The sequence below is a fragment of the Massilia sp. UYP34 genome (assembly GCF_056279385.1).
The window spans coordinates 118,179-144,377 of the sequence record NZ_JBWBRF010000003.1; the positions used below are offsets into that span (position 1 = coordinate 118,179).

Below are 26,199 nucleotides of genomic sequence, written 5' to 3' on the forward strand. Positions count from 1 at the left end.
CAAATTATCGGTCGAAGTGTACTGGGACTGTACTGGTCCGTACGGCTAGGATAGACCCACTGCCCCGTTGCCGCAAGCCCGACCAAGGATCGCCGATGAACACCCTCGCCCGCCCCACCCCGACCGCTCGCAGCGACGAAGCACGCGGCATGCTCCTTGGCCTGGTGGGCGTGGCGATGTTCAGCTTGACCTTGCCGTTTACCCGCATGGCGGTGGCCGAACTCGACCCCTTGTTCATCACACTCGGGCGCGCGCTGGGCGCGGCGCTGCTGGCCGGCCTGTGGCTCGGATGGCGGCGCGCCCCGTTGCCGCCGCGCGCCGCACTGGCGCCGCTGGCCCTGGTGGCGCTGGGCGTGGTGATCGGCTTTCCGCTCCTCTGCGCGCTGGCCCTGCGCTCGGTGCCGGCCACGCACGGCGCGGTGCTGGCCGGCCTGCTGCCGCTGATGACGGCCCTGTACGGCGCCCTGCGCGGCGACGAGCGGCCGTCCGCCGCCTTCTGGCTGATGGCCGTGCTCGGCGCGGCGCTGGTGATCGCGTTCGCCTTGTCCCAGGGCGGCGGCGCCCTGCAACTGGCCGACCTGCTGATGTTCCTGGCCGTGGCGGCCGGCGCCGTCGGCTATGCCGAGGGCGGCAAGCTGGCGCGCACCCTGGGCGGCCCGGAGACGATTTCGTGGGCGCTACTGGTGGCGCTACCGTTGGTGGCGCCGCTGCTGGCCTGGCATTGCTGGCCGCAAGCGCGCGCGTTGACCGGCGTCGGCGCCGCGGCCTGGGCGGGGCTGGCCTACATGACCGTGTTCTCGATGTTCGTCGGCTTCTTTTTCTGGTACCGCGGCCTGGCCCTGGGCGGGATCGCGCGGGTCGGCCAGGTGCAGCTGTTGCAACCCTTCATGAGCCTGGCCGGCGCCGCCCTGCTGCTGGGCGAACCGCTGACCCTGCACGACAGCCTGTTCGCACTGGCCGTGATCGGGGTCGTGCTTGCCGGACGGCGACTACACGTGCGGCGCCGGCCTAGCTGACCGAGCCGTTGGATGTGCATGCCCTCGGCTCGACGTACAATACCGGCTTCATTCACGCACCATTGGGGAAAACAATATGTCCGTCTACGACAAACTCAAAGAACTGAACATCACCCTGGAAGCGCCGGCCACCCCGGCCGCGGCATACGTCATGTACGTCCAGACCGGCAACCTCGTGTTCATCTCGGGCCATATCGCCAAGAACAAGGACGGCAGCATCAATGCCGGCATCGTTGGCCGCGACAAGACCACGTCCGAGGCCCAGGCTGCCGCGCGCTCGGTCGCGATCGACCTGATCGGCACCCTGCAGGAAGCCGTGGGCGGCGACCTGAACCGCGTCAAGCGCATCGTCAAACTGATGAGCCTGGTCGCTTCGACCCCGGAATACAACGAACAGCACCTGGTCACCAATGGCGCCTCGGAACTGATCGGCGAGGTGTTCGGCGACGCCGGCAAGCACGCCCGCTCGGCCTTCGGCGTGGCGTCGCTGCCGCGCGGCACCTGCGTCGAGATCGAAATGATCGTCGAAGTGGCATAAAACAGCCATTCAGCCGGCAACTACCGGCGTTAATTCGTCTGTAATTCCATTAATGTTGTGCCTCGGGTGGGGCTTACCCGGCTCCATTCGCCGAAAAGAAGCCGCCTACCGGCGTGTTTTATATAATGGCCCGGCACCACCGCGCCCCTTCCTGTGAGACAAGTATGAAAATCGAAAACCCCAATCCCATCCAGTGGCAGTTCTCGGAACGCGCCCAGCAGTTGCAAAGCTCGTTCATCCGCGAGATCCTCAAGATCACCCAGCGTCCGGAGATCATCTCGTTCGCCGGGGGCCTGCCATCGCCAGCCACCTTCCCGGTCGAGCGCATGAAAGCCGCTTACGACAAGGTCCTGACCGAGAACGGCAAGGTCGCGCTGCAGTATGGCCCGACCGACGGCTACGCGCCGCTGCGGGAATGGATTGCCGGTTCGCTGTCGACGGAAGGTTCGACGATCCTGCCGGAACAGATCCTCATGACCTCCGGCTCGCAGCAGGCGCTCGACCTGCTGGGCAAGGTGCTGATCGACGAAGGCAGCCGCGTGCTGGTCGAGACCCCGAGCTACCTGGGCGCGCTGCAGGCGTTCTCGGTCTACCGCCCCGAATTCAAGTCGGTCGACACGGATGAAGCAGGCCTGGTGCCGTCGTCGCTCGAAGGCATCGCGCAAGGCGCGCGCATGCTGTACGCGCTGCCGAACTTCCAGAACCCGACCGGCCGTTCGCTGTCGGTCGAGCGCCGCCAGGAACTGGTGGAAACCTGCGCCCGCCTCGGCGTGCCGCTGATCGAGGACGATCCCTACGGTTCGCTGAGCTACAAGGGCGCGCCGAGCCCCAAGATGGTCGCGATGAACCCGGACGGCGTCATCTACATGGGCTCGTTCTCGAAGGTGCTGACCCCGGGCATCCGCCTCGGCTACGTGTGCGCCCCGCTGCCGCTGGTGCGCCGCCTCGAGCTGGCCAAGCAGGCGGCCGACCTGCACACCGCCCAGCTGACCCAGATGGTGGTGCACGAAGTCGTCAAGGACGGCTTCCTGGACCAGCACATCCCGACCATCCGCCAGCTGTACGGCGACCAGTGCCAGGTGATGCTGGACGCGATGCAGCAGCATTTCCCGGCCGGCGTGAGCTGGACCAAGCCGGAAGGCGGCATGTTCATCTGGGTTACCCTGCCGCAGCAGATCGACGCCATGAAGCTGCTGGAACAGTCGCTGGCCGCGCGCGTCGCCTTCGTGCCGGGCGCGCCGTTCTACGCCAACGATCCGGCCACCAACACGCTGCGCCTGTCCTTCGTGACGGTGCCGCCGGAACGCATCCGCGAAGGCATCGCGGTCCTCGGCAAGCTGATCGCCGACATGCTGTAACGTCGAGCGGGGCCGCGGTTGCGGCCCTGTTCTTGACTGTCAGTAGATAGCGGTATCATTCCGGGGCAACGCCGGGCCAATGGCGGGTCAGTTGCAACAGTGCAACAATTACATCAGGTGGTGGATTTTAGGCAAGATTCGTGTCCAGAATCTCCATATAAAGAGTATGATTTCTCGACACTGATGAGGTCTGCCCGCCACCGATGATGTATCCTGCCCTAGCGTTCGCCACACCGGCGCGCCAATCCGCGATTTTGATCGTCGACGACGCTCCCGACAGTCTCGGGCTGCTGCAGGACATGATGCGCCAGCAGGGCTACCAGACCTTCGTCGCCAGTTCCGGCAAGCGCGCGCTCGACATCGCCACCCGAGTCCAGCCCGACCTGATCCTGCTCGACGTGATCCTGCCCGACCTCGACGGCCTGGAGATCTGCCGGCGCCTGAAGCGCCAGCCCGACACCGCCCACATCCCCGTCATTTTCGTCAGCGCCCGCGGCGAGACCGAAGACATCGTGGCCGGCTTCGACACCGGCGCCGCCGACTACATCGCCAAGCCGGTGCGCATGGCCGAGGTATGCGCGCGCGTGCGCGCCCAGCTGCGCCTGCGCAGCAGCAGCGAAAGCCAGAAGCAGCAGGCCGAGCGCCTGCAGCTGATCGTGGACGGGATGGACGAGGGCCTGATGCTGGTCGACTGCGAAGGCCGCGTGGTGTACGCCAATCCGGCCTGCGAACGCTTCCTGTCCCAGCCCAAGGAAGTGCTGGAAGGCGAGCTGCTGGCCGACCTGATCGAGCCGCCCGCCGCCGGCGACTACGCCGGCTATTTCGCCCGCCCCCTCGACGCCGAGGCAAGCGCGCGCTGCCGCGGCACGCGCGAAGTGCTGGTGCGCCAATCGGACGGCACCCTGCACGCGATGGACCTGAGCCTGTCGCCGGTGGCGGGCGGCGAGGCGCTGTTCGTCGCCCTGCTGCACGACATCACCCACCACAAGCAGTCCGAGACGGCGCTGCAGCGCGCCGCCCTGATCGACCCGCTCACGCGCATCGCCAACCGCCGCCACTTCGACGCCTTCCTGGACAAGGAATGGCAGCGCGCCATCCGCAGCGGCCAGCCGCTGTCGCTGATCGTGCTCGACGTCGACCACTTCAAGGGCTACAACGACAGCCTGGGCCACGCCGCCGGCGACGCCTGCCTGCAGGCCATCGCCGAAGCGCTGCAATCGCACGCGATGCGTCCGACCGACCTTGCCGCGCGCTACGGCGGCGAGGAATTCGTGGTGCTGCTGGCAGATACCGCGTCCGGCGCGGCGGCGCGGCTGGGCGAGACGATCCGCGCCCACGTCGAGCGCCTGGCCATTCCGAATCCGCGCGCCGAAGGCCCGGGCGTGGTGACGGTCAGCATCGGCGTGGCCTGCATCGTGCCGACCCTGTTCGACGACATCCGCACGTTCTTCATCTCGGCCGACCGCGCGATGTACGAGGCCAAGGCGCGCGGGCGCAACCAGGTAGTGGCGGCGCAGGACGGCGCGGCGTGGGAGCAGGCGCGCGGCGGGATGGCGCACTGACACGTCGCCGCGATCCGCTTCGCTAAGCGACCTTCGCGCGCGACCAGGCGCCCCGCTTCAAGCGGCGGGCGGAACCCCGTACTGCTTGCGACACTCGGCCAGGTAGCGCCGCTCCTGCGCTTCCCAATGGGCGTCGGTCCAGCCGAGTTCCGGCTGGCAGATGGGGCGGATGCGGGTCATCTGGTCGAGACCGCCGTTTGGGAGCTGGATGCCGAGCCGGGTGCGGCGCAGCAGCAGGTCGTCGAGCTGGTAGACCTCCTCGGCGCGCGCGGCCCAGCGCAGCTCGGCCCACAGGGTCTGCGTGCCCGGGATGCACTCCAGCTCGCCCTGGCGCGCCGCGAGCAGCAGCGGCCTGGCGTGGGCGCCGTAGCGTCCGGCCAGCCGGCGCAGCACGCCGGGCGGCAGGTCGTAGCGCGTCGGCACCGACACCCGCGCGAACACCGGACCGCGCTCGGCGCGCAGCTGCCAGCCGGGCAGCTGCTGCGACACGTGACGCAGCACGTCGAGCGCGATCGCGCGGAAGGTGGTCAGCTTGCCGCCCGCCACCGACACCAGCCCCGGCTCCGACCAGACGAAGTGGTCGCGCTTCTCGGACGACTGCGCGCCATGCTGGCCGCCGTCGATCACCGGCCGCACGTCGGCGAAGGTGGCCACGACGTCCTGGTCGCTCAAGCCCATCTGCGGGAACTGGGCATGCAGGGCGGCCATCAGGTAGTCGAATTCATGGCGCGTGATGCGCGCCTCGGTGTTGAGGCCTTCCTCGTGGTCGACGTCGGTGGTGCCGACCAGGGTCACGCCCTCCCATGGGAAGGCGAACACCGGGCGGCTGTCGGCCGGGTGCAGCAGGCTGACCGCCTGCGCCAGCGGCAGGCGCCAGGCCGGCAGCACCAGGTGGCTGCCGCGCAGCGGCCGCAGGCGCGGCGCGCGCTCGGGCTTGCCGCCGCCGCTCCCGCCGCCGAACAGGTCGGACCAGGCCCCGGTGGCGTTGATGACCACCCGGGCGCGCACCGCCGTCTCGGCCTTGCTGCGTTCGTCGCGCAGCATGGCCCCGTGCACCTTGCCGCCGTCGCGCACCAGCGCCTGCACGGTCACGTAGTTGCAGGCAACCGCGCCGTGGGCGCGCGCCTCGTCGATCACGCGCAGCACCAGGCGCGCGTCGTCGGTCTTGGCGTCGGTGTAGCGGATGGCGCCGGCCAGCGGGGCGGCGCCGATCGCCGCGCCCGTGGTCGGCGCCGGCACGCTGGGCGATTCCGGGCGTTCGCGGTGCGGCTCGCGCCGCCCGGCCAGCATGTCGTACCAGCGCAGCATGGCGAGAAAGCCGAGCCGCCGCTTGACGTCGGCGCCATGGTCGGCGAAGGCGAAGCCCTGCGGCTCGACCAGGCCGGGCGCCGCACGCAGCAGCGACTCGCGCTCGCGCGCGGCGTCGCGCGTCAGGCGCAGGTTGCCGGAAGCGAGGTAGCGCAGGCCGCCGTGCACCAGCTTCGACGAGCGGCTCGAGGTGCCCCAGGCGAAGTCCTTCTGCTCGACCAGCAGGGTCTTGAGGCCGCGCCGCGCGGCTTCGAGCAGGATGCCGGCGCCGGTGATGCCGCCGCCGATCACCAGGAGGTCCCAGTCGCGCCCCGGCGGAAAGGTGTCGGCCCGATTCATGGCGTCACCAGCTGGCCCGGCTGCAGGCCGACCCACGCGTGTCCGCAGGCCGCATCCTGCGGCGCCGTCCCCCGGCACAGCGGTGCGCCGGACAAGGCGCGGGCCTGCCCTGGCAGCCGTACCGTGATCGACTCGATGCCCCAACCGTTCCAACGCCGCATGAATGACTTTCCGTTATACTGCGAGTTGCAATTTTTACCAGCCAAGGGCTCGCTTCGCGTTTCAGTTCTGGCATCGCCTCGGGTAGCACATTAAAGTTGCACCCGCCAACCGTATTGCGCTTTCATGACACAGACTTGTTCTATCACGCCATTGACGGACGGCGCGCGCGTGACCGGTTCCTACCTGCAGCCCCTGCTGGAAACCGCGCTCGAGCGCGGGCTGACCCTGCCTGCGTTGGCCGAGGCCGCCGGCCTGGCGCCTGGCGCGCTGGAGCCGCTGCCCGAGAGCCTGCCCGCACGACGCTACATCGGCTTGCTCGAAGCCGGCGCGCGCCTGGCGAACGATCCGTTCTTCGGCCTGCACGTGGGCGAAAAGGCGCGTCCGGCCACCTACCGGGCCTACGGCCTGCTGCTGCTGGCCTCCAGCAGCTTCGGTCATGCTCTGGAGCTGAGCCAGCGCTACGAATCCCTGGCCCACGACCTGGGCCGCAGCCGCGTGACGCAGGGCGGCGCGCACGCGCACTACGAATGGGTCAGCCACTATCCCGACGCCACCCGGCACCTGGTGGAAAGCGTGTACGCGGGCATCCGCGTGTTCGGCAGCTGGCTGGCGGGACGTCCCCTGATGCCGCTGGCGCTGCGCCTCAGGCATGCCGACCCGGGCCACGGCGACGCCGAATACCTGCGCGTGCTGGGCATCGCTCCCGAGTTCGCCGCGCCGCTGAACTGCGCCGCCGTTGATGCCGCCCTGCTGGCGATGCCGGTGCCGAACGCCGACACCAGCCTGTACCCGCTCCTGCAGCAGCACGCCGAACGGCTGCTCGAACAGCGCGCCACCCGGGAAGAACCCATCGTGGTCCGGGTCCGGGCCGCGCTGCTGCCGCGCCTGGCCGGCGGCGAGGCGCGGCTGGCGCCGGTGGCGGCCGAACTGGGGCTCTCGCCGCGCACCCTGCAGCGCAAGCTGGCCGGCGCCGGATCGAGCTTCCAGCAGGTGCTCGACGCGGTGCGCTACGGCCTGGCCCGGGATTACCTGCGCCGGCGCGAACTGGGCCTGGTCGACATCGCCTTCCTGCTCGGCTTTCGCGAGCAGAGCGCGTTCACGCACGCGTTTCGCGAATGGAGCGGCGTGAATCCGGGAGCATGGCGCGAACAGGCTGCCTGAGTCCCGGGCGACGCCGCTGGCGCGCCGAGGGAAATCGCGGCGTGCGCACCGGACCGGAACAGGGCCATGACGGGACAGTGCGCTTTCGAACAAGCGCAATATGACGTCGTCGGCCGGGTCGGACGTTACGCTTCGTCCTATCGTCCCAGGATGCGCACCGCGTCGTCGACCACCGGCACGATCGCCAGCAGGCATAGAAACGCGGCCAGTGGCACCGTGGACAGGTAGCCCAGGTGCTGGAAGCCCAGCGCCCCCGCCACCCCGCCCAGGCAGAACGCGCCCAGCAGCGACAGCATCAGCAACAGGCGCGCGAGGTTGGCCGTGACTTTCGGCTGGCGCAGCGGGCCGTCGGCGTTCCAGTAGGCCATCTTGCCCAGCTCGATGCCGATGTCGGTCACGATGCCGGTCATGTGGGTGGTGCGGATCTCGGCATGCGAGACCTTGGTGATGACCGCGTTCTGCAGTCCCATCATGAAGCACAGCAGCATCACGGTCAGCGGCACGAAGAAGGCGTCGATCGCGGCCAGGCGGGCGCCCAGGATGCCGAATACCAGCAGAAGCACGGCCTCGAGCAGCAGGGGCAGCGCGAAGCCGCTGTGCAGGCCGCGGCGCCGGATATAGTTGACGAGGATCGCGGTGCAGGCCGCGCCGAGCAGGAAGCTGAGCAGCGCGCCGAGCGCGGCCAGCACCAGGCGGGTGTCGCCCAGCACCAGGTGGTCGGCCGCGCTGGAGACGATGCCGGTCATGTGCGACGTGTATTCGCGCACCGCCAGGAAGCCGCCGGCGTTGATGGCGCCGGCGACGAACGCCAGCGCCACGCCCAGGTGCCGGTTGGCGCCGGGGGTGCGTTCATGTCCTGTCAGGCTGCGCGCGTAACTGATCGGCACGGCGGGTGGCTTTCCAAGTGAGATCGCTGGTCGGTCTGCGGCCAATGTCTGCAGCGAATATCTGCGGCCAATGTCGCTGTACAGCTAATGTTACCGCAAATCACTTGCCGCGCACTGGGACGCAGGTCGACTCATGGGGCTATAATGAAAAATTATCGAAAAGCGCATCGCCCAAGACTGCCGTGAATCCCCATCTCGACAAGCTCCACCCCTACCCGTTCGAAAAACTGCGCCAGCTGTTTGCCGGCGTCAGCCCGAACCCGGCCTGTTCCGCGATCAGCCTGGGCATCGGCGAACCGAAGCATCCGACGCCGGCCTTCATCGAACGAGCGCTGACGCATTCGGTGGCGGGCCTGGCCAACTATCCCAGCACGGTGGGCGGCGAGCCCCTGCGCGCGGCCATCGCCGGCTGGCTGGAACGCCGTTACGGCATCCCGGCGCTGGACCCGGCCACCATGGTGCTGCCGGTGAACGGCTCGCGCGAAGCGCTGTTCGCGATCGCCCAGTGCATCATCGACGCCTCGAAGCCGGATGCGCTGGCGATGTGCCCGAACCCGTTCTACCAGATCTACGAAGGCGCGGCCTACCTGGCCGGCGCCACGCCGTACTTCGTCAATTCGGACCCCGCGCGCAACTTCGCGCCGGATTACGGCAGCGTGCCGCAGGACGTGTGGCCGCGCGTGCAGCTGCTCTACGTCTGCTCGCCCGGCAACCCGACCGGCGCCACCCTGTCGCTGGACGACTGGCGCCAGCTGTTCGCGCTGTCCGACCGCTGGGGCTTCCTGATCGCGGCCGACGAGTGCTATTCCGAGATCTATACCGGCTCGGCGCCGCCGCTGGGCGCGCTGGAAGCGGCGCACCAGCTGGGTCGCAGTGGGGGCGAGCGTCCGTACCGCAACCTGATCGTGTTCTCGAGCCTGTCGAAGCGCTCGAACGTGCCCGGCATGCGCTCCGGCTTCGTCGCCGGCGATCCGGCCGCGATGAAGAAATTCCTGCTCTACCGTACCTATTGCGGCGGCGCGATGTCGCCGCCGGTGCAGGCGGCCTCGATCGCGGCCTGGAACGACGAGCAGCACGTGATTGAGAACCGCGCGCTGTACAAGGAAAAGTTCGCCCTCATCACCCCGCTGCTCAAGGACGTGATGGACGTCGAGATGCCCGACGCCGGCTTCTACCTGTGGGCCGATGTGCGCCGGACGGGCCTGTCGGACGTCGAGTTCGCACGCCGCCTGTACGCCGACTATAATGTGACGGTCCTCCCGGGCAGCTACCTGGCGCGCGAAGCGCACGGCGAGAATCCGGGCGAGGGCCGTATCCGCATGGCCCTGGTGGCCGGCGTCGACGAGGTACTGGAGGCGGCCAACCGCATCGTTCAGTTCTGCCAGGGCCTGAAATAACGGCCCCACGAATTTTTGTTTTCATTTCAACCAAGACCAGCATCATGACCCAACAACTGCAAACCATCATCGACGCCGCCTGGGAACAGCGCGCAGACATCAGCCCGAACAGCGCCAGCCCTGAGGTGCGCGACGCCGTCGCCCACGTCCTTGCCGGCCTCGATGACGGCAGCCTGCGCGTGGCGCAAAAAGACACCGGCACGTGGGTCGTGAACCAGTGGATCAAGAAGGCCGTGCTCCTGTCGTTCCGTCTCGAGAACAACGTGCCGGTTACGAGCGGCGACATCCAGTTCTACGACAAGGTGCCGACCAAGTTCGCCGACTACACGCCGGAAGACTTCGCGCGCGGGGGCTTCCGGGTGGTGCCGCCGGCCGTCGCCCGCCGCGGCAGCTTCATCGGCAAGAACGTGGTCCTGATGCCGTCCTACGTCAACATCGGCGCCTACGTCGACGAAGGCACGATGGTCGACACCTGGGCCACCGTCGGCTCGTGCGCCCAGATCGGCAAGAACGTCCACCTGTCGGGCGGCGTCGGCATCGGCGGCGTGCTGGAACCGATGCAGGCCAACCCGACCATCATCGAAGACAACTGCTTCATCGGCGCCCGTTCGGAAATCGTCGAAGGCGTGATCGTCGAAGGGAACTCGGTGATCTCGATGGGCGTGTACATCGGCCAGTCGACCAAGATCTACAACCGCGAAACCGGCGAAGTGACCTACGGCCGCGTGCCGTCGGGTTCGGTCGTGGTGTCGGGCAGCCTGCCGTCCGCCGACGGCAAGTACAGCCTGTACTGCGCGGTGATCGTCAAGCGCGTGGATGCGCAGACGCGTTCGAAGACCGGCATCAACGAGCTGCTGCGAGGCGTGTAAGCTGCACGGTTGCGCGTGACCTGGCTGGACGCGTCGGCGGCGGAGCCGCCAACCCTGCATCGATCACCGTAGGGTTGGCGAGTTCCCCGCCGACGCGTCCAACCGGCCCTGAAACACCCTGACGTACGGAGACGATGCGATGGCCATGGACCGCCTGTTCCAGCTGATGAAAGAGAAGAGCGCCTCCGACATGTTCTTCGCCGTGAACTCCCCGGTGCACATCAAGATCAACGGCGCCCTCATCCCCATCAACCAGCATCGCCTCGAACCCGAGAACATCCTGTCGCTGCTGTCCGAAATCGCCACGCCGGAACAGCTGCAGGAGCTCGAACGCGACAACGAACTGAACATGGGCGTATCGGTCCCCAACCTGGGGCGCTTTCGCCTGTCGGCCTTCCGCCAGCGCGGCTCGATCTCGGCCGTGCTGCGCTTCGTGCCGGCCGACATCCCGCCGCTTGGCGGGCTCGGCCTGCCGCCGGTGCTGTCCGAGCTGATCATGGAAAAGCGCGGCCTGCTGCTGGTGGTCGGCGCCACCGGCTCCGGCAAGTCGACCACCATCGCCGCCATGCTCGACCACCGCAACGAACAGCGCACCGGCCATATCCTCACGCTCGAGGACCCGATCGAATACCTGTTCAAGAACAAGAAATCGATCGTCAACCAGCGCGAGATCGGCAGCGACGCGAGCAGCTTCGGCATCGCCCTGAAGAACTCGATGCGCCAGGCGCCCGACTGCATCCTGATCGGCGAGATCCGCGACCGCGAGACGATGGCCGCGGCGCTGGCGTACGCCCAGTCCGGCCACCTGGTGCTGGCCACCCTGCACGCCAACAACAGCTACAACGCGCTGAACCGCATCATCAGCTTCTACCCGATGGAAAACCGCGGCGCCCTGCTGCAAGACCTGGCCTCGAGCGTCAGGGCCATCGTCTCGCAGCGGCTGGTGAAATCGGCCGCCGGCGGCGCGCGCCAGGCGGCGGTCGAAGTGATGCTCAATACCCGCTACATCGCCGACCTGATCGAAAAAGGCGAGATCGGCCAGATCAAGGAAGCGATGGACAAGAGCCTGTCGCCCGGCTCGCAATCGTTCGAGGGGGCGCTGTTCAAGCTGGTCAAGGACGGCCTGGTGACCCAGGAGGAGGCGCTGGCCAATGCCGATTCGGCCACCAACCTGCTCTGGCTGCTCAACAATGGGCCGGACAGCCAGGTCCAGCAGGAGCAGGAGAAGCCGGCGGCTCCGCAGGGCGCCTCGTTCACCGAGTTCACGCTCGATTCCTGATCCGGCGCCCGGCGCACCGCACGGCGCGCCCATGCGCCTCATCTGTGTACAATCGGCCGCAGCACCTTGTGCGCCGCCGCGCGCATACACTATCCTCACGCCTTTCGAACGACCACGCCGCCCGGCGGCCAAGATTGCCCATGACTACGACTCTCTACGGAATTCCCAACTGCGACACCGTCAAGAAGGCCCGCACCTGGCTGCTCGAGAACGGCCATGACTTCACCTTCCATGACTTCAAGAAACAGGGCCTGAGCCGCGAGCTGGTGCAGGGCTGGCTGAAGGACCTCGACTGGGAGACGCTGGTCAACCGCAAGGGCATGACCTGGCGCAACCTGCCTGATGAGCGCAAGGCGCAAATCAATGACGCCGACAGCGCCATCGCGCTGATGCTGGAAAATCCATCCGTCATCAAGCGCCCGGTGCTCCAGGGCGTCGGCCCGGCCTCGGTTGGCTTTTCCGCCGACCAGTACGCCAGCAAGTTCGAGGGCGCCAGGTGAAGCCTTCGCGCACCCTGCTGCTGGCCGAAGAGCTGATCGCGCTCGACTCGATCACGCCGCACGACAAGGGTTGCCAGCAACGCTTGACCGCGCTGCTGGCGCCGCTGGGCTTTCGCTGCGAGACCATCGAGTCGAACGGCGTGACCAACCTGTGGGCCCGCAAAGGCCGTGAAGCGCCCCTGTTCGTGTTCGCCGGTCATACCGACGTGGTCCCGGCCGGCCCGCTGCACCACTGGGAGTCGGAACCCTTCGTGCCGACCCAGCGCGACGGCAAGCTGTATGGGCGCGGCGCCTCCGACATGAAAACCTCGATCGCGGCCATGGTGGTCGCCTGCGAGGAGTTCATCGCGGATCACCCCGACCACCGGGGCTCGATCGCCTTCCTGATCACCAGCGACGAGGAAGGCCCGGCCATCGACGGCACCGCGCTCGTGGTCGACCTGCTGGAAGAGCGCGGCGAGACGCTCGACTACTGCCTGGTCGGCGAGCCGACCTCGAACCACGTGCTGGGCGACACGATCAAGAACGGCCGCCGCGGTTCGCTGTCGGGCCACCTGGTCGTCAAGGGGGTGCAGGGCCACATCGCCTATCCGCAGCTGGCGCGCAACCCGATCCACCAGGCCGCGCCGGCGCTGGCCGAATTGACGGCCGAAGTCTGGGACGAAGGCAACGCGTACTATGCGCCGACCAGCTGGCAGATTTCGAACATCGCGGCCGGCACCGGCGCCACCAACGTGATCCCGGGCAGCTTGAGCATCGACTTCAATTTCCGCTTCTCGACCGCCAGCACCGCCGAGGGACTGCAAGTGCGCCTGCACGCCATCCTCGACCGCCATGGCCTGGATTACGATCTGGACTGGACGCTGTCGGGCCAGCCCTTCCTGACCGAGAAAGGCACGCTGTCGGACGCGGTCTGCGACGCCATCCAGGACGAGCTGGGCGTGCGGGCCGAACTATCGACCACCGGCGGGACCTCGGACGGCCGCTTCATCGCCCGCATCTGCCCCCAGGTGATAGAATTCGGGCCACCGAACGCCAGCATCCACAAGATCGATGAACACGTCGAGCTGCGCTACATCGATCCCCTGAAGAATATCTACCGCCGCACGCTGCAACGCCTGCTGGCTGCCTGATCGGGGCACTGAACCAAACGAGAACAAGGCCATGACCAACACCACCTTCAGTACGCCACGCGACCTGCTGCGCTACGCCGTCACCCGCTTCAACGGCGCGAAGCTGTTCTTCGGCCACGGCAGCGCCGAGGCTTTCGACGAAGCCGCCTACCTGGTCCTGCACACCCTGAAACTGCCGCTGGACCGCCTCGAGCCCTTCCTCGACGCGAAGCTGCTGCCCGACGAGGTGCTGCAGGTGCTGGCCGTGATCGAGCGCCGCGTCACCGAGCGCGTCCCGGCCGCCTACATCACCAAGGAGGCCTGGCTGGGCGAATACCGCTTCTACGTCGACGAGCGCGTGCTGGTGCCGCGCTCCTTCATCGCCGAGCTGATCCCGCAGCGGTTCAGCCCATGGCTGACCGACCCGGATGGCGTCGAGAACGTGCTCGAACTGTGCACCGGCAGCGGCTGCCTGGCGATCATGGCGGCCGACGTCTTCGAGAACGCCGTCGTCGATGCGGTCGACATCTCGAAGGATGCGCTGGCCGTGGCCGAGCACAACATCCGCGAATACAAGCTGGAAGGCCGCGTGAACCCGATCGAGTCCGACCTGTACGAGAACGTGCCGTTCAAGAAGTACGACCTGATCATCACCAATCCGCCGTACGTGAATGCGGAATCGATGCGCACCCTGCCGCCGGAATACCTGAACGAGCCGCAGATCGCGCTGGCCGGCGGCGAAGACGGCATGGACCTGGTACGCAAGATCATCGCCGGCGCCGCCGAGCGCCTGACCCCGGACGGCATCCTGGTGATCGAGATCGGCAACGAGCGCGAATATGCCGAATCCGCCTTCGGCCACCTGGGCCTGACCTGGCTGACCACCAGCATCGGCGACGATGCGGTGTTCCTGCTGACCGCCGAGCAGCTGCAGACCGCGCAGTAAAATACGTGATTCGCCAGCGCTGATGATCGCGCCGGCGCCGAAACGTCGTCCCCGCGGAGGCGGGGACCCAAGTAAGCATGCGTTGCCGCTACGTTTGATGTAATGGCAGTTCACGAAAACTTGGGTCCCCGCCTGCGCGGGGACGACGTGCATGAGCCAACAACGAAGCAACACCCGTTCGAACCGTTCGACTAAGTAGACAGACTCCCATGATCCGTATCCAGAACGTCAGCCTGATGCGCGGCACCAAGCCGCTGCTCGAGGGCGCCGACCTGACCCTCAACCCGGGCGACAAGATCGGCCTGATCGGCGCCAACGGCGCCGGCAAATCGAGCCTGTTCGGCCTGCTGCGCAACGAACTGCATCCGGACCAGGGTCAGATCGACTTCCCCGCCAGGTGGCGCATGGCCTATGTGGCGCAAGAGACCCCGCCGCTCGAGCGCGCCGCGCTCGACTACGCGATCGACGGCGACGTCGGCCTGCGCAAACTCCAGGCCGAACTCGAAGAACTGGAAGCGCATCCCGATGCCGACGCCCACGGCATGCGCCTGGGCGAGCTGCACGGGATGCTGGCCGACGCCGACGCCTACACCGTGCAGTCGCGCGGCGAACAGCTGCTGCTGGGCCTGGGCTTCTCGCTGGCGCAGATGAACCAGCCGGTGGCCAGCTTCTCGGGCGGCTGGCGCATGCGCCTGAACCTGGCGCAGGCGCTGATGTGCCCTTCCGACCTGCTGCTGCTCGATGAACCGACCAACCACCTGGACCTGGACGCGATCATCTGGCTCGAGGACTGGCTCAAGCGTTATCCCGGCACCCTGATCATCATCTCGCACGACCGCGACTTCCTCGACGAGATCGTGAACGTGATCGTGCACATCGACGAGCGCAAGCTGAAACGCTACGGCGGCAACTACTCGAGCTTCGAACGCCAGCGCGCCGCCCAGATGGTGCTGCAGGCGTCGGCCATCGAAAAGCAGAATCGCCAGCGCGCCCACCTCGAATCCTTCATCAACCGCTTCAAGGCGCAGGCCACCAAGGCGCGCCAGGCGCAGAGCCGGATCAAGGCGCTGTCGCGGATGGAAGAACTGGCGCCGCTGCGCGCCGCCGCCGAATTCTCGTTCGAATTCCGCGAGCCGCTGGCCGCGCCGAATCCGCTGCTGGTACTCGACGGCGTGGACGCCGGCTATCCGCTGCTCGACGAGCATGGCGACAAGATCGGCGCGAAGACCATCGTCAACCACATCGATTTCTCGCTCACGATCGGCCAGCGCATTGGCCTCCTGGGCGTGAACGGCGCCGGCAAGTCGACCCTGATCAAGACCGTGGCGGGAGAACTCGCGCCGCTGGCCGGGGAAGCGACGATCGGCAAGGGCCTGTCGATCGGCTACTTCGCCCAGCACCAGGTCGAGATGCTGCGCCACGATGAGTCGCCCCTGTGGCACCTGGCGAAGATCGCCCCGACCGTGCGCGAGCAGGAGCTGCGCAACTTCCTCGGCAGCTTCAACTTCCCCGGCGAGATGGTGACCAGCCCGATCAAGCCGTTCTCGGGCGGCGAGAAGGCGCGCCTGGCGCTCGCGCTGATCGTGTGGCAGCGCCCGAACCTGCTGCTGCTCGATGAACCGACCAACCACCTGGACCTGGAAACGCGCGAGGCGCTGACGATGGCGCTGGCCCAGTTCGAGGGCACGCTGGTCGTGGTCTCGCACGACCGCCACCTGCTGCGCGCCACCACCGACCAGTTCATCATCGTGGCCGACGGCCGCCTGCAGCCTTTCGACGGCGACCTGGACGACTACAAGGACTGGCTGTTCAAGACCAAGCTCGGCAAGGGTGGCGACGCCCTGCCCGGCCAGGCCGCGGCCAAGGCGGCCCAGCCGGCCGCGAAGGCCAGCGCGCCGGCGCCAAGCCCAACCGTCTCACCGGCCGAGCGCAAGGAACAGAAACGCCTCGAAGCCGAAGATCGCCAGCGCATGGCGGCCCAGCGCAAACCCCTGGAAAACCGGGTCAAGCGCATCGACGAGCAGATGACCAAGCTCAGTGCGAAGAAGGCGGCGATCGACGCCGAGTTGCTCGACCCGGCGATCTACGAAGCAGCGAACAAGGATCGCCTCAAGACGCTGGTGGCCGACCAGGCCTTCGCCGCGCGCGACCTGGAAGCGCTCGAAGCGGAGTGGCTGGAAATCCAGGAGCAGCTGGAAGCATTGACGGTGTGATGTCAGGCGGCCCTCAGCGGCCGCCTCGGCGACAGCGACATCAGCCGGTCGATGTCGATCAACACCACCTTGCGCCCATCGATGCGGGCCATGCCGATCAGGTAGCCCGCGCCCGGCCCGCCCGGCAGGGGTTGCACCGCCTCCGGGCGCACGTGCACGATGCCGGTCACGCTCTCCACCACCATGCCGACGATCCCGCTCGACAGGCGCAGGATGATCACGTCGGTATCCGACGCCGGCCGGCCTGGCCCCATCGCCGCGGCCTGCGCGCCGCCTGCGCGCATGTCGACCACCGGCATGATCACCCCATGCGAGAGCGCCACGCCGCCGATGATTTCGCCGTCGGTGGCAAAGCGCTCGAGGGACCCCAGCAGCTTGAGCTCCTGCACGTGCGCGCAATCGAGCCCGTATTCCTGCCCGTCGAGCATGAAGCTCAGGAATTCCCGTGAGGCGCTGCTGCGCGGCGCCGGCTGACGGGAGTCGGAAGCGCGCGGGATTGAAACGCGAAGCATGCTGGACGAGGTGACCATGGCGGTTCCTTTATGGGTGCGATCACCATCGTATGCCGCGCTCCAGGCGCCTATGTTGACTGTAGTCAACGCCAGCCCCGGCCGCCCCCGCGCCGCGGGACAAACTCAGGACGGCGCCTGTGCCTCTGTCGCGGCCATGGACGTGTCCCACGACCAGGCGCCCTCGCTGCCCGCGTACAGCACTTGCGCGCCCTTGGTGTCGCGCAGGCGCAGCTTGACGTCGCGCGCCGTCATGTCCCAGACGCAGCCGAAATCCGGTTCATAGGGCAGCGCCAGCACCTGCACCTCGCCCGCCAGCATCCCGATCGCCACCCCGGCCGCCCCGACCCGCTCGACACGCTGGGCCTCGATCCGGCTCATGAGCGCCATGCCCGCCTGGCGCTCGCCGTCGAGCGTCTTCGCTTCTTGCGCCAGCCGGCCCAGTTCCTTGAGCGCCGGCGCCACGCTGGCCGCCAGGCGCCGGAACTGCGGTTCCTGTTCCGGCGTGAGCACCAGTTCGCCCTTGCGCAGGCGCGGCGCGATCATCAGGTATTTGCGCATCCCGGGTTCGCCGGTGAGGGTTTCCATCGCGCCGCGGCGCTGCGCGGCCAGCTGGTCGAACTGGTCCATCCGTTCACGCACCTGCGCCAGCGCCGCCTCGATGTGCGCGCAGTCCGGGCGCAGCAGCCAGGCCAGCATCTCTTCCTGCTTCCACGGCGCCGCGCGGCCGATCGTCACGCGCCGCCCGGCGATGGCGCTGCCCTCGGCGTGCGCCACGTCGACCTCGTCGCCGATGATCTCGCAGTTGATCGCGGTCTCGATCCGGATGCGCGCTCCCGAGATCACGCAGTTCTCGGCGCGCTCGAGCCACACCTCGCCCTTGGTCGCCTGGATCGTCGCCTGGGACGCGACGCCCAGCACCCGCACGCCGCCATCGAGGTTGCGCGCGCTGCCGCCCACCAGGTTGCGGCGCAGGACGATGGCGCCGCCGCGCGCGACCAGATGGCCATATACGTCGGCGTGCACGGTGATGCTCTCGGCCTCGATGATGCGCTGCTCCTGCACTTCACCGAATTCCTCGTAGTCGCCCGCCAACTGCAGGTTGCCCGTGGTCCGGGCGCTGACGCCGTCGCGACTGACGATCTTGTCGGCGATGGCGATGCGGCTGCTCTTGGGGTCGACGCTCAGGAAGCCGTCCTGGCGCGCGACCAGGAACTCGCCTTCCGGCGCCAGCTCGACCGCCGTGCCGTCGCCCGCGTAGGCGGCCAGGTCGAGGTCCCTGGGCGCCTCCGGCGCGATCGGGATGCCGTTCAGGTCGAAGCCCGCTCTGCCGCTGGCAGGCGGCACCTTGCGCAGCAGCCGGGTGCCGGCCGCCACCTGCGGGAAACGGTTCTGGAAGCTCATCAGGTCGAGCTTGCCGTTGGCGAGCTGGCGCGGGGCGTTGCTGCGATGCAGGTCGTTCGTGACTTCCTCCACGCGGGCATCGATGCCAGGCAGCGGCTCGAGGCGGCGCGCCACCACGTAGCGGCCGGCCACGCCGTTCTCGATGTGGCCGCGGATGGCCTCGACCTCGGCGCCGAAGCAGATGCCCTTCACCCACATGTCGGCGACGAACTCGTCGACGTCGAGCCGGGTCTGGCGCTCTTCTCCGTCCCCGTCGCGCTCGAACACGGGCTCGAAATAGTATTCGGCCTGGCCGTCGGCGATCTTGACCGAGCGGTACAGGGCCTGGCGCTGCGGCGTGAACGGCAGGATGTCGGCGGCGATGCGCACCACGGCCCGTCCCGCCGCATCGCGCGGCAGGTCCGGCCCATGGCCATACAAGGCCTTGATCAGCACCGGGTAATCGAGGCCGGCCAGATAATGGTTGGAGCGCAGGATGCCGTCGACCGCCGCCACCAGCGTGGTGCCGAGCACTTCAGGGTCGGCATAGACGCCATCGTCGCGCCTGACGATGCAATGTTCCAGCCCGGTGGAAGCGAAGCGGACGGCGGTGGGCGCGACGGACACGGCATCGGGTAGTGCGGCAAGATCGGACACGTTCACGCTCCACTTGGCGAAGAATGTTGGCGACAGGTAGCCTGCCAACAGTAAAGTGGTCGTAAACATAGCATGTTGCGCAATCTAAATAAACGGATGGCAACTACATTTCTAGGAAAGAATCATCGTGACGATGCCGCCACGGTCGCGGCAGAAGGCGCTGACGGAAAAATCCCGCAAAGTCGCAGCCGCTACGCCGGCAAGAGGTCATGAAAAGTCAAATTCCAGAAACGACAACGGCGCCGCTGGCGCCGTCGTGTGATATTGCAGGCCGCTTAGCGGCGGCGGGCGTTGGGATACAGCTCCGCCCCTTCCCTGATCTGGCGACGCAGGTCGCGCCGCTCGTCCGCCGACATCCGCCCGCGGCGACGTTCTTCGCGGGCCGCGTCGGACTGCACCTCCATGGCGCGGCGATCCTGGTCGCGCATCTCGTAGGCGCGCGGGTCGAAGCGTTGCTCCTGCTGCGCCTGCATTTGATACCGTTCGCGCATCGCCGCTTCGTCGCGGCGCGGATCGCGCTCCTGGTTCTGCGCCAGGGCGCCGGTCCCGGCGCCTGCCAGCACGCAGGCGATCACACCGAGCCGCGCAAGCCGGGCGAGCCGGCCGCCGTTGGCGCCGAATCCTGCTGGTTTGTAGTTGTGCGCGTTGTTCATGGTGTTCCTCTTCCGCGATGCCTGATAAACGGATAAGCTGTGTTGATCACTTGGGGCCAGTGTAGGTGCATACCGAAAGCGGAGTAAGACTTATTGGGTAAAGTTTGTAACACATTGTAATGGCTGTGCTAAGGCGTGCTTCCGCCTCAGCCATAAGAAGTTACCATAGCGACATTCATCTGACAATTCTGGACAGTTTTATGACTTCAACGACTTCGAATAATCATGCGGGCACAGGCGCGCCGTCGGGCCACTCCGCCAAGATCATGGTCGTGGACGACGACGTCCGCCTGCGCGACCTGCTGCGCCGCTACCTGACCGAACAGGGCTTTCAGGTCGTGACTGCCGAAAGCGCGCCGGCGATGAACAAATTGTGGCTGCGCGAGCGTTACGACCTGCTGGTGCTCGACCTGATGCTGCCCGGCGAAGATGGCCTGTCGATCTGCCGCCGCCTGCGCGGCGCCGGCGACCAGACCCCGATCATCATGCTGACCGCCAAGGGCGAGGACGTCGACCGCATCGTCGGCCTCGAAATGGGCGCCGACGACTACCTGCCCAAGCCGTTCAACCCGCGCGAACTGGTGGCGCGCATCGGCGCCGTGCTGCGCCGCAAGGGCCCGGACGAGATCCCGGGCGCGCCGTCCGAAACCCCGCAGACTTTCGAGTTCGGCGACTTCGTGCTCGACCTGGGCACGCGCACGCTCAAGAAGAATGGCGAGACGGTGCCGCTGACCACCGGCGAATTCTCGGTGCTGAAAGTGTTCGCGCGCCATGCGCGCCAGCCGCTGTCGCGCGAGAAGCTGATGGAGCTCGCGCGCGGCCGCGAATACGAAGTGTTCGACCGCTCGCTCGACGTCCAGATCTCGCGCCTGCGCAAGCTGATCGAGCCCGATCCATCGAGCCCGCTGTACATCCAGACCGTGTGGGGCCTGGGCTACGTGTTCATCCCTGAAGGCCAGCCGCGCTAGTGTTCACCCCGATCGCCCGGGCGCGGCGCGCCCTGCGCTTCGCCTGGTTCAAGAGCGGCCTGTTCTGGCGCACCTTCTTCCTGATGTCGGTGCTCACCGCGGCCTCGATGCTGGCCTGGATCGGCATGATCAGCGTATTCCAGCGCGACAAGCAGGTGCAGCAGACAGCCGAGCTGGTGGTGTCGGTAGTGACCATCACCAAGGCCGCGCTGACCCACTCGGCGCCCGACCTGCGGCGCGAGCTGCTGCTCGAACTGGTGTCGAACGAAGGCATCCGCATCTTCACGCTCGAAGACACGGACGTGGTCGACCCGCCGCCGCACAATCCCCTGATGCCCCAGATCGCGGCCATGGTGCGCGAGCGCCTGGGGGCCGACACGCGCTTCTCGAGCGGCGTGAACGGCGTGCCGGGCTTTTACATCAGCTTCAACATCGAGGACGACAAATACTGGCTGATGCTCGAGCGCGAGCGCCTGACCGGCCTGACGCGCGAACAGTGGCTCGGCTGGGCGGTGGTGGTGGGCCTGCTGTCGGTGGTCGGCGCGGCGCTGATCTCGAGCCTGGTGAACCGCCCGCTGGCGCGCCTGACGGCCGCCGCGCGCGCCATCGCCAAGGGCGAGCGCCCCGCGCGCCTGCCCGAGAAGGGTTCGCAAGAGATCATCGAGGCCAACCGCAGCTTCAACCAGATGGTGGAAGACCTGGCGCAGGTGGAGAAGGACCGCGCCGTGATCCTGGCCGGCATCTCGCACGACCTGCGCACGCCGCTGGCGCGCATGGGGCTCGAAGTCGAGATGGCCAACCTGTCGCTTGAGGCGCGCGAAGGCATGCAGTCGGACATCGCCCAGATGGACGCGATCATCGGCCAGTTCCTGGACTACGCCAAGCCGACCGAGGCGGCCACCTTTGTGCCGGTGAACCTGTCCGAGATGCTGTCCGACGTCGGCCGCGAAGCGGCCCGCATCGCCGACCTGCGCGTGAAGACCGACCTGATGCCGGGCGTGCACGTGATGGGCAACGCGACCGACCTGCGGCGCGTGATCAACAACATCATCGAGAACGCGCGCCGCTACGGCAACACGCCGGGCACCTCGTGCACCGACATCGACATCGTGCTGCGCGTGAAGGCCACGGGCCAAGGCCGGCGCGCAGTGATCGAGATCGGCGACCATGGCGTGGGCGTGCCGGCCGACCAGATCGCGCAGCTGATGAAACCCTTCACGCGCCTGGACAGCGCGCGCGGCCAGGCCAATGGCGCCGGGCTCGGCTTGGCGATCGTGGAACGGGTGCTGACCCGGCACAACGCGGGGCTGGAAGTGCGCAACCGCGAAGGCGGCGGTTTCCTGCTGCAGGTGGCGTTGCCGCTGGCGGCGTGATCGACCGGCTACCCTATCGTAGGGTGGACGGCCACGCCGTCCACGCGCCCAACCAGCAGATGCAGCGCCGCTTTGCCAGCTGCGCTACCGCCGACTGAACGCGTGGACGGCAGAGCCGTGCACCCTATGTATCCGGTCAGCAGTCACTCTCCGATCAGGCTCGCAAACCGCCCCAGATCGATATTCCCGCCACCGATCAACACGCCGACCTTCTTCCCTTTCAGCTGCTCTTTCATCGCGCGCGCCGCCGCGAATCCGAGGCAGCCGGTCGGCTCCACCACGATCTTCATGCGTTCGGCGAAGAAGCGCATGCAGGCCACCAGTTTCTCGTCGCTCACGGTGAGGATGTCGTTCACGTCGCGCCGGATGATCGGGAAGGTCAGCTGGCCCAGGTGCTGGGTCTGGGCGCCGTCGGCGATCGTGCGCGGCGTGTCGATGTGGACGATCTCGCCCGTGCGCAGCGATTGCTGGCCGTCGTTGCCGGCTTCCGGCTCGACGCCGTACAGCATGCAGCCCGGCGACAGCGCGCGCGTGGCCAGCGCCGAACCGGACAGCAGGCCGCCGCCGCCCAGGCACACGAAGAACGCATCCAGGGGCCCCACTTCCTCGAACAGCTCCTTGGCCGCCGTGCCCTGGCCCGCGATCACGTCGGCGTGGTCGTAGGGCGGAATCAGGGTCAGCCCGTACTTGTCGGCCAGCGCGCGGCCGATCTGTTCGCGGTCTTCGGTATAGCGGTCATAGGTCACCACGGTGGCACCGTAGCCGCGCGTGGCGGCCACCTTGGCGGCCGGCGCGTCCTGCGGCATCACGATCGTGGCCGGCATGCCCAGGATCTGCGCCGACAGCGCGATCGCCTGCGCATGGTTTCCGGACGAGAAAGCGACGACGCCGGCGCGGCGCTGTTCAGGGCTGAACTTCGCCAGCGCGTTATAGCCGCCGCGGAACTTGAAGGCGCCCATGCGCTGCATGTTCTCGCACTTGAAGAACACCTCGGCGCCGAATTCCTCGTTGACGGTGCGCGAAGTCAGCACCGGCGTGCGGTGGGCGACGCCCAGGATGCGCTCGGCGGCCTGGGCGACGTCTTCGTAGGTGGGGAGCTGGAGCGGGAGCATGACGATGTCCTCGGTGACAATTGAATTGGAAATATTATCCAATCCTGGAATAGTCGTCAAACTGTCGATGCACCTCAGAAGACTGTAGCCAGGGCTTTGATGACGCGCGTGCGCCAGGAGACCGTGTGGTCGCAGCGCATGCCCGGCGGCGCTTGCGGGGGCACGTCGAGCAAGGCCTGTTCGATCCGGCGATTGCGCCGGATGACGTGACGCAGGTAGGCCGCCCCGCCCCACAGCATCAGCGCCAGCACCGCCAGCGCCGCCCATCCACCGAAGGCGACCAACGTAACGCCGAGCACCGCCGGCATCCCGACATAACCGAGCCACGCATAATTCCTCACGACCTGCCAGGCGGTTTCCCGGATGTACACATGCGGCGTGGACAGGTCGCGCCAGGCCATGATGGCCTGCCAGTTGTCCTTCTCGGCGAGCACGACCGCATAGTGCGCCCCTTCGCGCGGCACCTCGCCGTCGGGCAGCATGACGCCGTACTGGCGCTTGCCCGCCGCCTCGAAACTGAAATAGCCGGTGCGGCCCGGCGCATCGAAGATGCGTTCGAAGCAGACCTGTTCGAGATGGAACGCGGTGATGTATCTGGTGTTGGTCGTGTCGAGGCTCTGCATGCCTTGCACCCTAGCGCAACGCCCCGCCGCCTGTCCACCATCGCGGCGAAGTCATGCACCGCGCATCAATCCGGAATCCGGTTGACCAGTTCCTCGCCCGCTTCGCAGGCGCTGATGCTGTCGATGGTCGTGCGCATGATCTGCCCGATCGCCTCCACCGTGAAAAAGGCCTGGTGGCCGGTCACGATCACGTTCGGAAACGACACCAGGCGCTGGATCACGTCGTCGGTGATGATGGTCGACGACAGGTCCTGGAAGAACAGGCTTGCTTCCTGTTCGTAGACGTCGATCGCCAGGCCGCCCAGCTGGCCGGTCTTGAGCGCCTGCACCGCCGCCTCGGTGTCGACCAGGCCGCCGCGGCCGGTATTGACCAGTAGGCAGCCGCGCTTGACCCGCGCCAGCGCCGCCGCATCCACGATGTGATGGGTTGCTTCCAGCAGCGGACAGTGCAGCGACACCACGTCGCTGCAGGCCAGCAGCTCGTCGACGCCGATATAGCGCCCGCCCAGCGCCTCGAAGGCCGGATTGGGACAGGGGTCGTAAGCCACCAGGGTGCAGCCGAAGCCGGCCATGATGCGGGCGAAGATGGAGCCGATCTTGCCGGTGCCGATCACACCGACCGTCTTGCCGTGCAAATCGACCCCCATCAGGCCGTCGAGATCGAAGTTGCCTTCGCGCGTGCGCACGCTGGCGCGCGCGATCTTGCGGTTGACGGCCAGCAACAGCCCGACCGCGAATTCGGCGACCGAGTGGGGAGAATAATCGGTGACCCGTACCACGGCAATGCCCAGTGCGCGCGCGGCGTGCGCGTCGACGTGGTTGTAGCCGGTCGAGCGCGTCGCCACCAGGCGCGTGCCCTGCCGCGCCAGGATGCCCAGCACCTCGGCGTCGACCGTATCGTTGACGAAGACGCAGACCGCCGGGCAACCCTTGGCCAGGACCGCCGTCTCACGGGTCAGGCGGTCTTCGAGGAAGCGCAGTTCATGGCCGGCAACGGCGTTGGCCTGGGCCAGCATGGTCTTGTCGTAGCGGCGGGCGCTGTACACGGCTGTTTTCAAGACGTGCTCCCCTGATCAACGGTACCGCACCATTCTATTTGATGTCGTTGTACGCCGTCGCCCGCGAAATGCCAAGGTGGGACGCCGCCACTTCCATCGCGCGCCGCACTTCGAGAAAGCCGCCCTCCTTCAGTTCGCGCATCAGCGCGCGTCGTTCGCGCGTCTTGAGCAGCTGCGGCGAGGACGCCAGCCGCGCCGCGTAGGCGTCGATGCGGCGCCGGATGGCGTCGGCGTTGGCCGGATCGAGCGACTCGCCCAGCGGCGCCTCGCCCACCGCGTTGAAGCGTTCGAGGATGCCCTGCATCGAACGGAACAGGGTCAGGTCGACGTTCAGGCACAGCGCCGCGACGTAGTTGCCGTCGGCATCCTTGATGCCGATCGAGGTGCTCTTGGCCGGGCGGCCATCCGGGAACTGGTTCGGGTAATTGGCGACGACTTGCGGGTAGGCACTGTCGGCGATGCGCGCCAGGCCCAGCTCGGTGGCCGGGTCGCCGGCGGCGCGCGCCGACAGGTTGTTGTGGATCGCCAGCACCGCATGGCCAGGGTCGCGCAGATCGTGCACCACCACCTCGCAGAATGGCGCGAAGGTCTGGGCCAGGCCCTCGGCGATATGCCGGACCTGCTCGATCAACGCCGACGCGTCCCGGCTTGGCAATGTCTTCGTCATGCTGGACATTTTATCCAAGACTGGTGGTTCTGTAAAAACGGACGGCGCGCAGGCCTACACGCCCACGTGAACTGGCGAACAGAAGCGTAATGATGCAAGGAAGACAATGAAATCCCTAATACGGAGCCGTCCAGGAGCCGACCATGAAGCGTCAGTTGACCCAATTCTGCCTGCTGGCAGCCGCCACGATGGCGGCGCCGAGCGCCTTTTCCGAGTCCGTCATCGTCAAGTGCATCGACGACGCCGGCCGCGTGACCTTTACCGACCGTCCCTGCGAAGCGGGCTCGGCCACCGTGCGCATGGCCAGCATGCCGTCCAACGAGGGCATGACCCGCATGCCAGCGCGCATTGAACCCTATCCGCTGGCCGCGCGCGAAGACGTGCTGCCGCCGGCACGCGAACTGCAGCGCCGCGCCGTTCCGATGGCGCGGGTCAAGGCCGCGCCGCTGGCCAGCGACGTCGCCACGCTGAAAGCGGCGCGCGCGCAGTTCCTGATGAGCGACGTGGGCAGCAGGGAAACCCTGGCCGGCCTCGATTGAGTCAGCAGCC

At 67.4% G+C, this 26,199-nt stretch carries 25 protein-coding genes; 15 read left to right on the forward strand and 10 right to left on the reverse strand.

Features of this window, described 5'->3' with window-relative positions; all coding sequences use genetic code 11:
• Positions 1-95 precede the first annotated feature (95 nt).
• The 4 genes from ACZ9AQ_RS07195 (at position 96) to ACZ9AQ_RS07210 (ending at position 4,474) form a co-directional block, all read left to right on the forward strand.
• Positions 96-1,016, forward strand: a complete 921-nt coding sequence (locus tag ACZ9AQ_RS07195) for a DMT family transporter (protein WP_429203008.1) — start codon at positions 96-98, stop codon at positions 1,014-1,016.
• Positions 1,017-1,092: 76 nt separating this feature from the next.
• Positions 1,093-1,554 carry a RidA family protein gene (locus ACZ9AQ_RS07200; protein WP_429203009.1) on the forward strand — a complete coding sequence of 154 codons (462 nt, stop codon included), beginning with the start codon at positions 1,093-1,095 and terminating at the stop codon, positions 1,552-1,554.
• Positions 1,555-1,718: 164 nt separating this feature from the next.
• Complete coding sequence (locus ACZ9AQ_RS07205) at positions 1,719-2,912, forward strand: aminotransferase-like domain-containing protein (protein ID WP_429203011.1); 1,194 nt, start codon at positions 1,719-1,721, stop codon at positions 2,910-2,912.
• A gap of 203 nt (positions 2,913-3,115) precedes the next feature.
• Positions 3,116-4,474: a diguanylate cyclase gene (locus tag ACZ9AQ_RS07210; RefSeq protein WP_429203013.1), complete on the forward strand. Its 1,359-nt coding sequence runs from the start codon at positions 3,116-3,118 to the stop codon at positions 4,472-4,474.
• Positions 4,475-4,531: 57 nt separating this feature from the next.
• Here the strand turns inward: ACZ9AQ_RS07210 and ACZ9AQ_RS07215 are convergent, their stop codons facing one another.
• Entirely contained in the window at positions 4,532-6,121 is a 1,590-nt protein-coding gene (locus ACZ9AQ_RS07215; RefSeq protein WP_429203015.1) for a glycerol-3-phosphate dehydrogenase/oxidase, read from the reverse strand.
• Positions 6,118-6,282 (reverse strand): hypothetical protein, encoded by a 165-nt coding sequence (locus ACZ9AQ_RS07220; RefSeq protein WP_429203016.1) that lies wholly within the window; start codon positions 6,280-6,282, stop codon positions 6,118-6,120. Before ACZ9AQ_RS07220 ends, ACZ9AQ_RS07215 begins: the two co-directional genes overlap by 4 nt.
• Positions 6,283-6,406: 124 nt before the next feature.
• Between ACZ9AQ_RS07220 and ACZ9AQ_RS07225 the strand changes: the two genes are divergently transcribed.
• Positions 6,407-7,444 carry an AraC family transcriptional regulator gene (locus ACZ9AQ_RS07225; protein WP_429203018.1) on the forward strand — a complete coding sequence of 346 codons (1,038 nt, stop codon included), beginning with the start codon at positions 6,407-6,409 and terminating at the stop codon, positions 7,442-7,444.
• Between the two features lie 137 nt (positions 7,445-7,581).
• On the opposite strand, the gene ACZ9AQ_RS07230 is transcribed toward ACZ9AQ_RS07225, so the two are convergent.
• Positions 7,582-8,331, reverse strand: coding sequence for a YoaK family protein (locus ACZ9AQ_RS07230; RefSeq protein ID WP_429203019.1), 750 nt, complete (start codon positions 8,329-8,331; stop codon positions 7,582-7,584).
• A gap of 182 nt (positions 8,332-8,513) precedes the next feature.
• Between ACZ9AQ_RS07230 and dapC the strand changes: the two genes are divergently transcribed.
• From dapC to ACZ9AQ_RS07265, 7 genes are all read left to right on the forward strand, one after another.
• Entirely contained in the window at positions 8,514-9,728 is a 1,215-nt protein-coding gene (dapC, locus tag ACZ9AQ_RS07235; RefSeq protein ID WP_429203021.1) for a succinyldiaminopimelate transaminase, read from the forward strand.
• 44 nt (positions 9,729-9,772) lie between these two features.
• Positions 9,773-10,597: a 2,3,4,5-tetrahydropyridine-2,6-dicarboxylate N-succinyltransferase gene (gene dapD, locus ACZ9AQ_RS07240; RefSeq protein WP_429203023.1), complete on the forward strand. Its 825-nt coding sequence runs from the start codon at positions 9,773-9,775 to the stop codon at positions 10,595-10,597.
• A gap of 139 nt (positions 10,598-10,736) precedes the next feature.
• Positions 10,737-11,876: a PilT/PilU family type 4a pilus ATPase gene (locus ACZ9AQ_RS07245; RefSeq protein ID WP_429203025.1), complete on the forward strand. Its 1,140-nt coding sequence runs from the start codon at positions 10,737-10,739 to the stop codon at positions 11,874-11,876.
• Positions 11,877-12,016: 140 nt separating this feature from the next.
• Complete coding sequence (locus ACZ9AQ_RS07250) at positions 12,017-12,376, forward strand: ArsC family reductase (protein ID WP_429203026.1); 360 nt, start codon at positions 12,017-12,019, stop codon at positions 12,374-12,376.
• Positions 12,373-13,509 carry a succinyl-diaminopimelate desuccinylase gene (gene dapE / locus ACZ9AQ_RS07255; protein WP_429203028.1) on the forward strand — a complete coding sequence of 379 codons (1,137 nt, stop codon included), beginning with the start codon at positions 12,373-12,375 and terminating at the stop codon, positions 13,507-13,509. Before ACZ9AQ_RS07250 ends, dapE begins: the two co-directional genes overlap by 4 nt.
• A 31-nt stretch (positions 13,510-13,540) precedes the next feature.
• A complete protein-coding gene (gene prmB / locus ACZ9AQ_RS07260) occupies positions 13,541-14,434 on the forward strand; it encodes a 50S ribosomal protein L3 N(5)-glutamine methyltransferase (RefSeq protein ID WP_429203029.1) in 894 nt (297 codons plus the stop codon).
• Between the two features lie 209 nt (positions 14,435-14,643).
• Entirely contained in the window at positions 14,644-16,647 is a 2,004-nt protein-coding gene (locus ACZ9AQ_RS07265; protein WP_429203030.1) for an ATP-binding cassette domain-containing protein, read from the forward strand.
• A gap of 2 nt (positions 16,648-16,649) precedes the next feature.
• Here the strand turns inward: ACZ9AQ_RS07265 and ACZ9AQ_RS07270 are convergent, their stop codons facing one another.
• The 3 genes from ACZ9AQ_RS07270 to ACZ9AQ_RS07280 all read right to left on the reverse strand — a co-directional run bounded on the left by ACZ9AQ_RS07270 (position 16,650) and on the right by ACZ9AQ_RS07280 (position 19,849).
• Positions 16,650-17,159 carry a chemotaxis protein CheW gene (locus tag ACZ9AQ_RS07270; protein ID WP_429203032.1) on the reverse strand — a complete coding sequence of 170 codons (510 nt, stop codon included), beginning with the start codon at positions 17,157-17,159 and terminating at the stop codon, positions 16,650-16,652.
• A gap of 123 nt (positions 17,160-17,282) precedes the next feature.
• Positions 17,283-19,265, reverse strand: a complete 1,983-nt coding sequence (locus tag ACZ9AQ_RS07275; RefSeq protein ID WP_429203034.1) for a flagellar assembly protein A — start codon at positions 19,263-19,265, stop codon at positions 17,283-17,285.
• A gap of 206 nt (positions 19,266-19,471) precedes the next feature.
• Positions 19,472-19,849, reverse strand: a complete 378-nt coding sequence (locus ACZ9AQ_RS07280) for a hypothetical protein (protein WP_429203036.1) — start codon at positions 19,847-19,849, stop codon at positions 19,472-19,474.
• Between the two features lie 200 nt (positions 19,850-20,049).
• Between ACZ9AQ_RS07280 and ompR the strand changes: the two genes are divergently transcribed.
• Positions 20,050-20,817 (forward strand): osmolarity response regulator transcription factor OmpR, encoded by a 768-nt coding sequence (gene ompR, locus ACZ9AQ_RS07285; protein ID WP_429203037.1) that lies wholly within the window; start codon positions 20,050-20,052, stop codon positions 20,815-20,817.
• A complete protein-coding gene (locus ACZ9AQ_RS07290) occupies positions 20,817-22,190 on the forward strand; it encodes a sensor histidine kinase (protein WP_429203039.1) in 1,374 nt (457 codons plus the stop codon). The genes ompR and ACZ9AQ_RS07290 overlap by 1 nt, the downstream gene beginning before the upstream one ends.
• A gap of 143 nt (positions 22,191-22,333) precedes the next feature.
• Here ACZ9AQ_RS07290 and ACZ9AQ_RS07295 read toward each other — a convergent pair whose 3' ends face one another.
• The 4 genes from ACZ9AQ_RS07295 to ACZ9AQ_RS07310 all read right to left on the reverse strand — a co-directional run bounded on the left by ACZ9AQ_RS07295 (position 22,334) and on the right by ACZ9AQ_RS07310 (position 25,659).
• A complete protein-coding gene (locus tag ACZ9AQ_RS07295; protein ID WP_429203041.1) occupies positions 22,334-23,302 on the reverse strand; it encodes a threo-3-hydroxy-L-aspartate ammonia-lyase in 969 nt (322 codons plus the stop codon).
• Positions 23,303-23,376: 74 nt separating this feature from the next.
• Positions 23,377-23,925, reverse strand: coding sequence for a hypothetical protein (locus tag ACZ9AQ_RS07300; RefSeq protein WP_429203043.1), 549 nt, complete (start codon positions 23,923-23,925; stop codon positions 23,377-23,379).
• Between the two features lie 65 nt (positions 23,926-23,990).
• Positions 23,991-24,983, reverse strand: a complete 993-nt coding sequence (locus tag ACZ9AQ_RS07305; protein ID WP_429203044.1) for a 2-hydroxyacid dehydrogenase — start codon at positions 24,981-24,983, stop codon at positions 23,991-23,993.
• 34 nt (positions 24,984-25,017) lie between these two features.
• Positions 25,018-25,659 (reverse strand): helix-turn-helix transcriptional regulator, encoded by a 642-nt coding sequence (locus tag ACZ9AQ_RS07310; protein ID WP_429203046.1) that lies wholly within the window; start codon positions 25,657-25,659, stop codon positions 25,018-25,020.
• A 134-nt stretch (positions 25,660-25,793) separates the two neighbouring features.
• Between ACZ9AQ_RS07310 and ACZ9AQ_RS07315 the strand changes: the two genes are divergently transcribed.
• The gene (locus ACZ9AQ_RS07315; protein ID WP_429203048.1) at positions 25,794-26,189 is read left to right on the forward strand and encodes a DUF4124 domain-containing protein; all 396 of its coding nucleotides are present in this window, start codon (positions 25,794-25,796) and stop codon (positions 26,187-26,189) included.
• Positions 26,190-26,199: the final 10 nt, after the last annotated feature.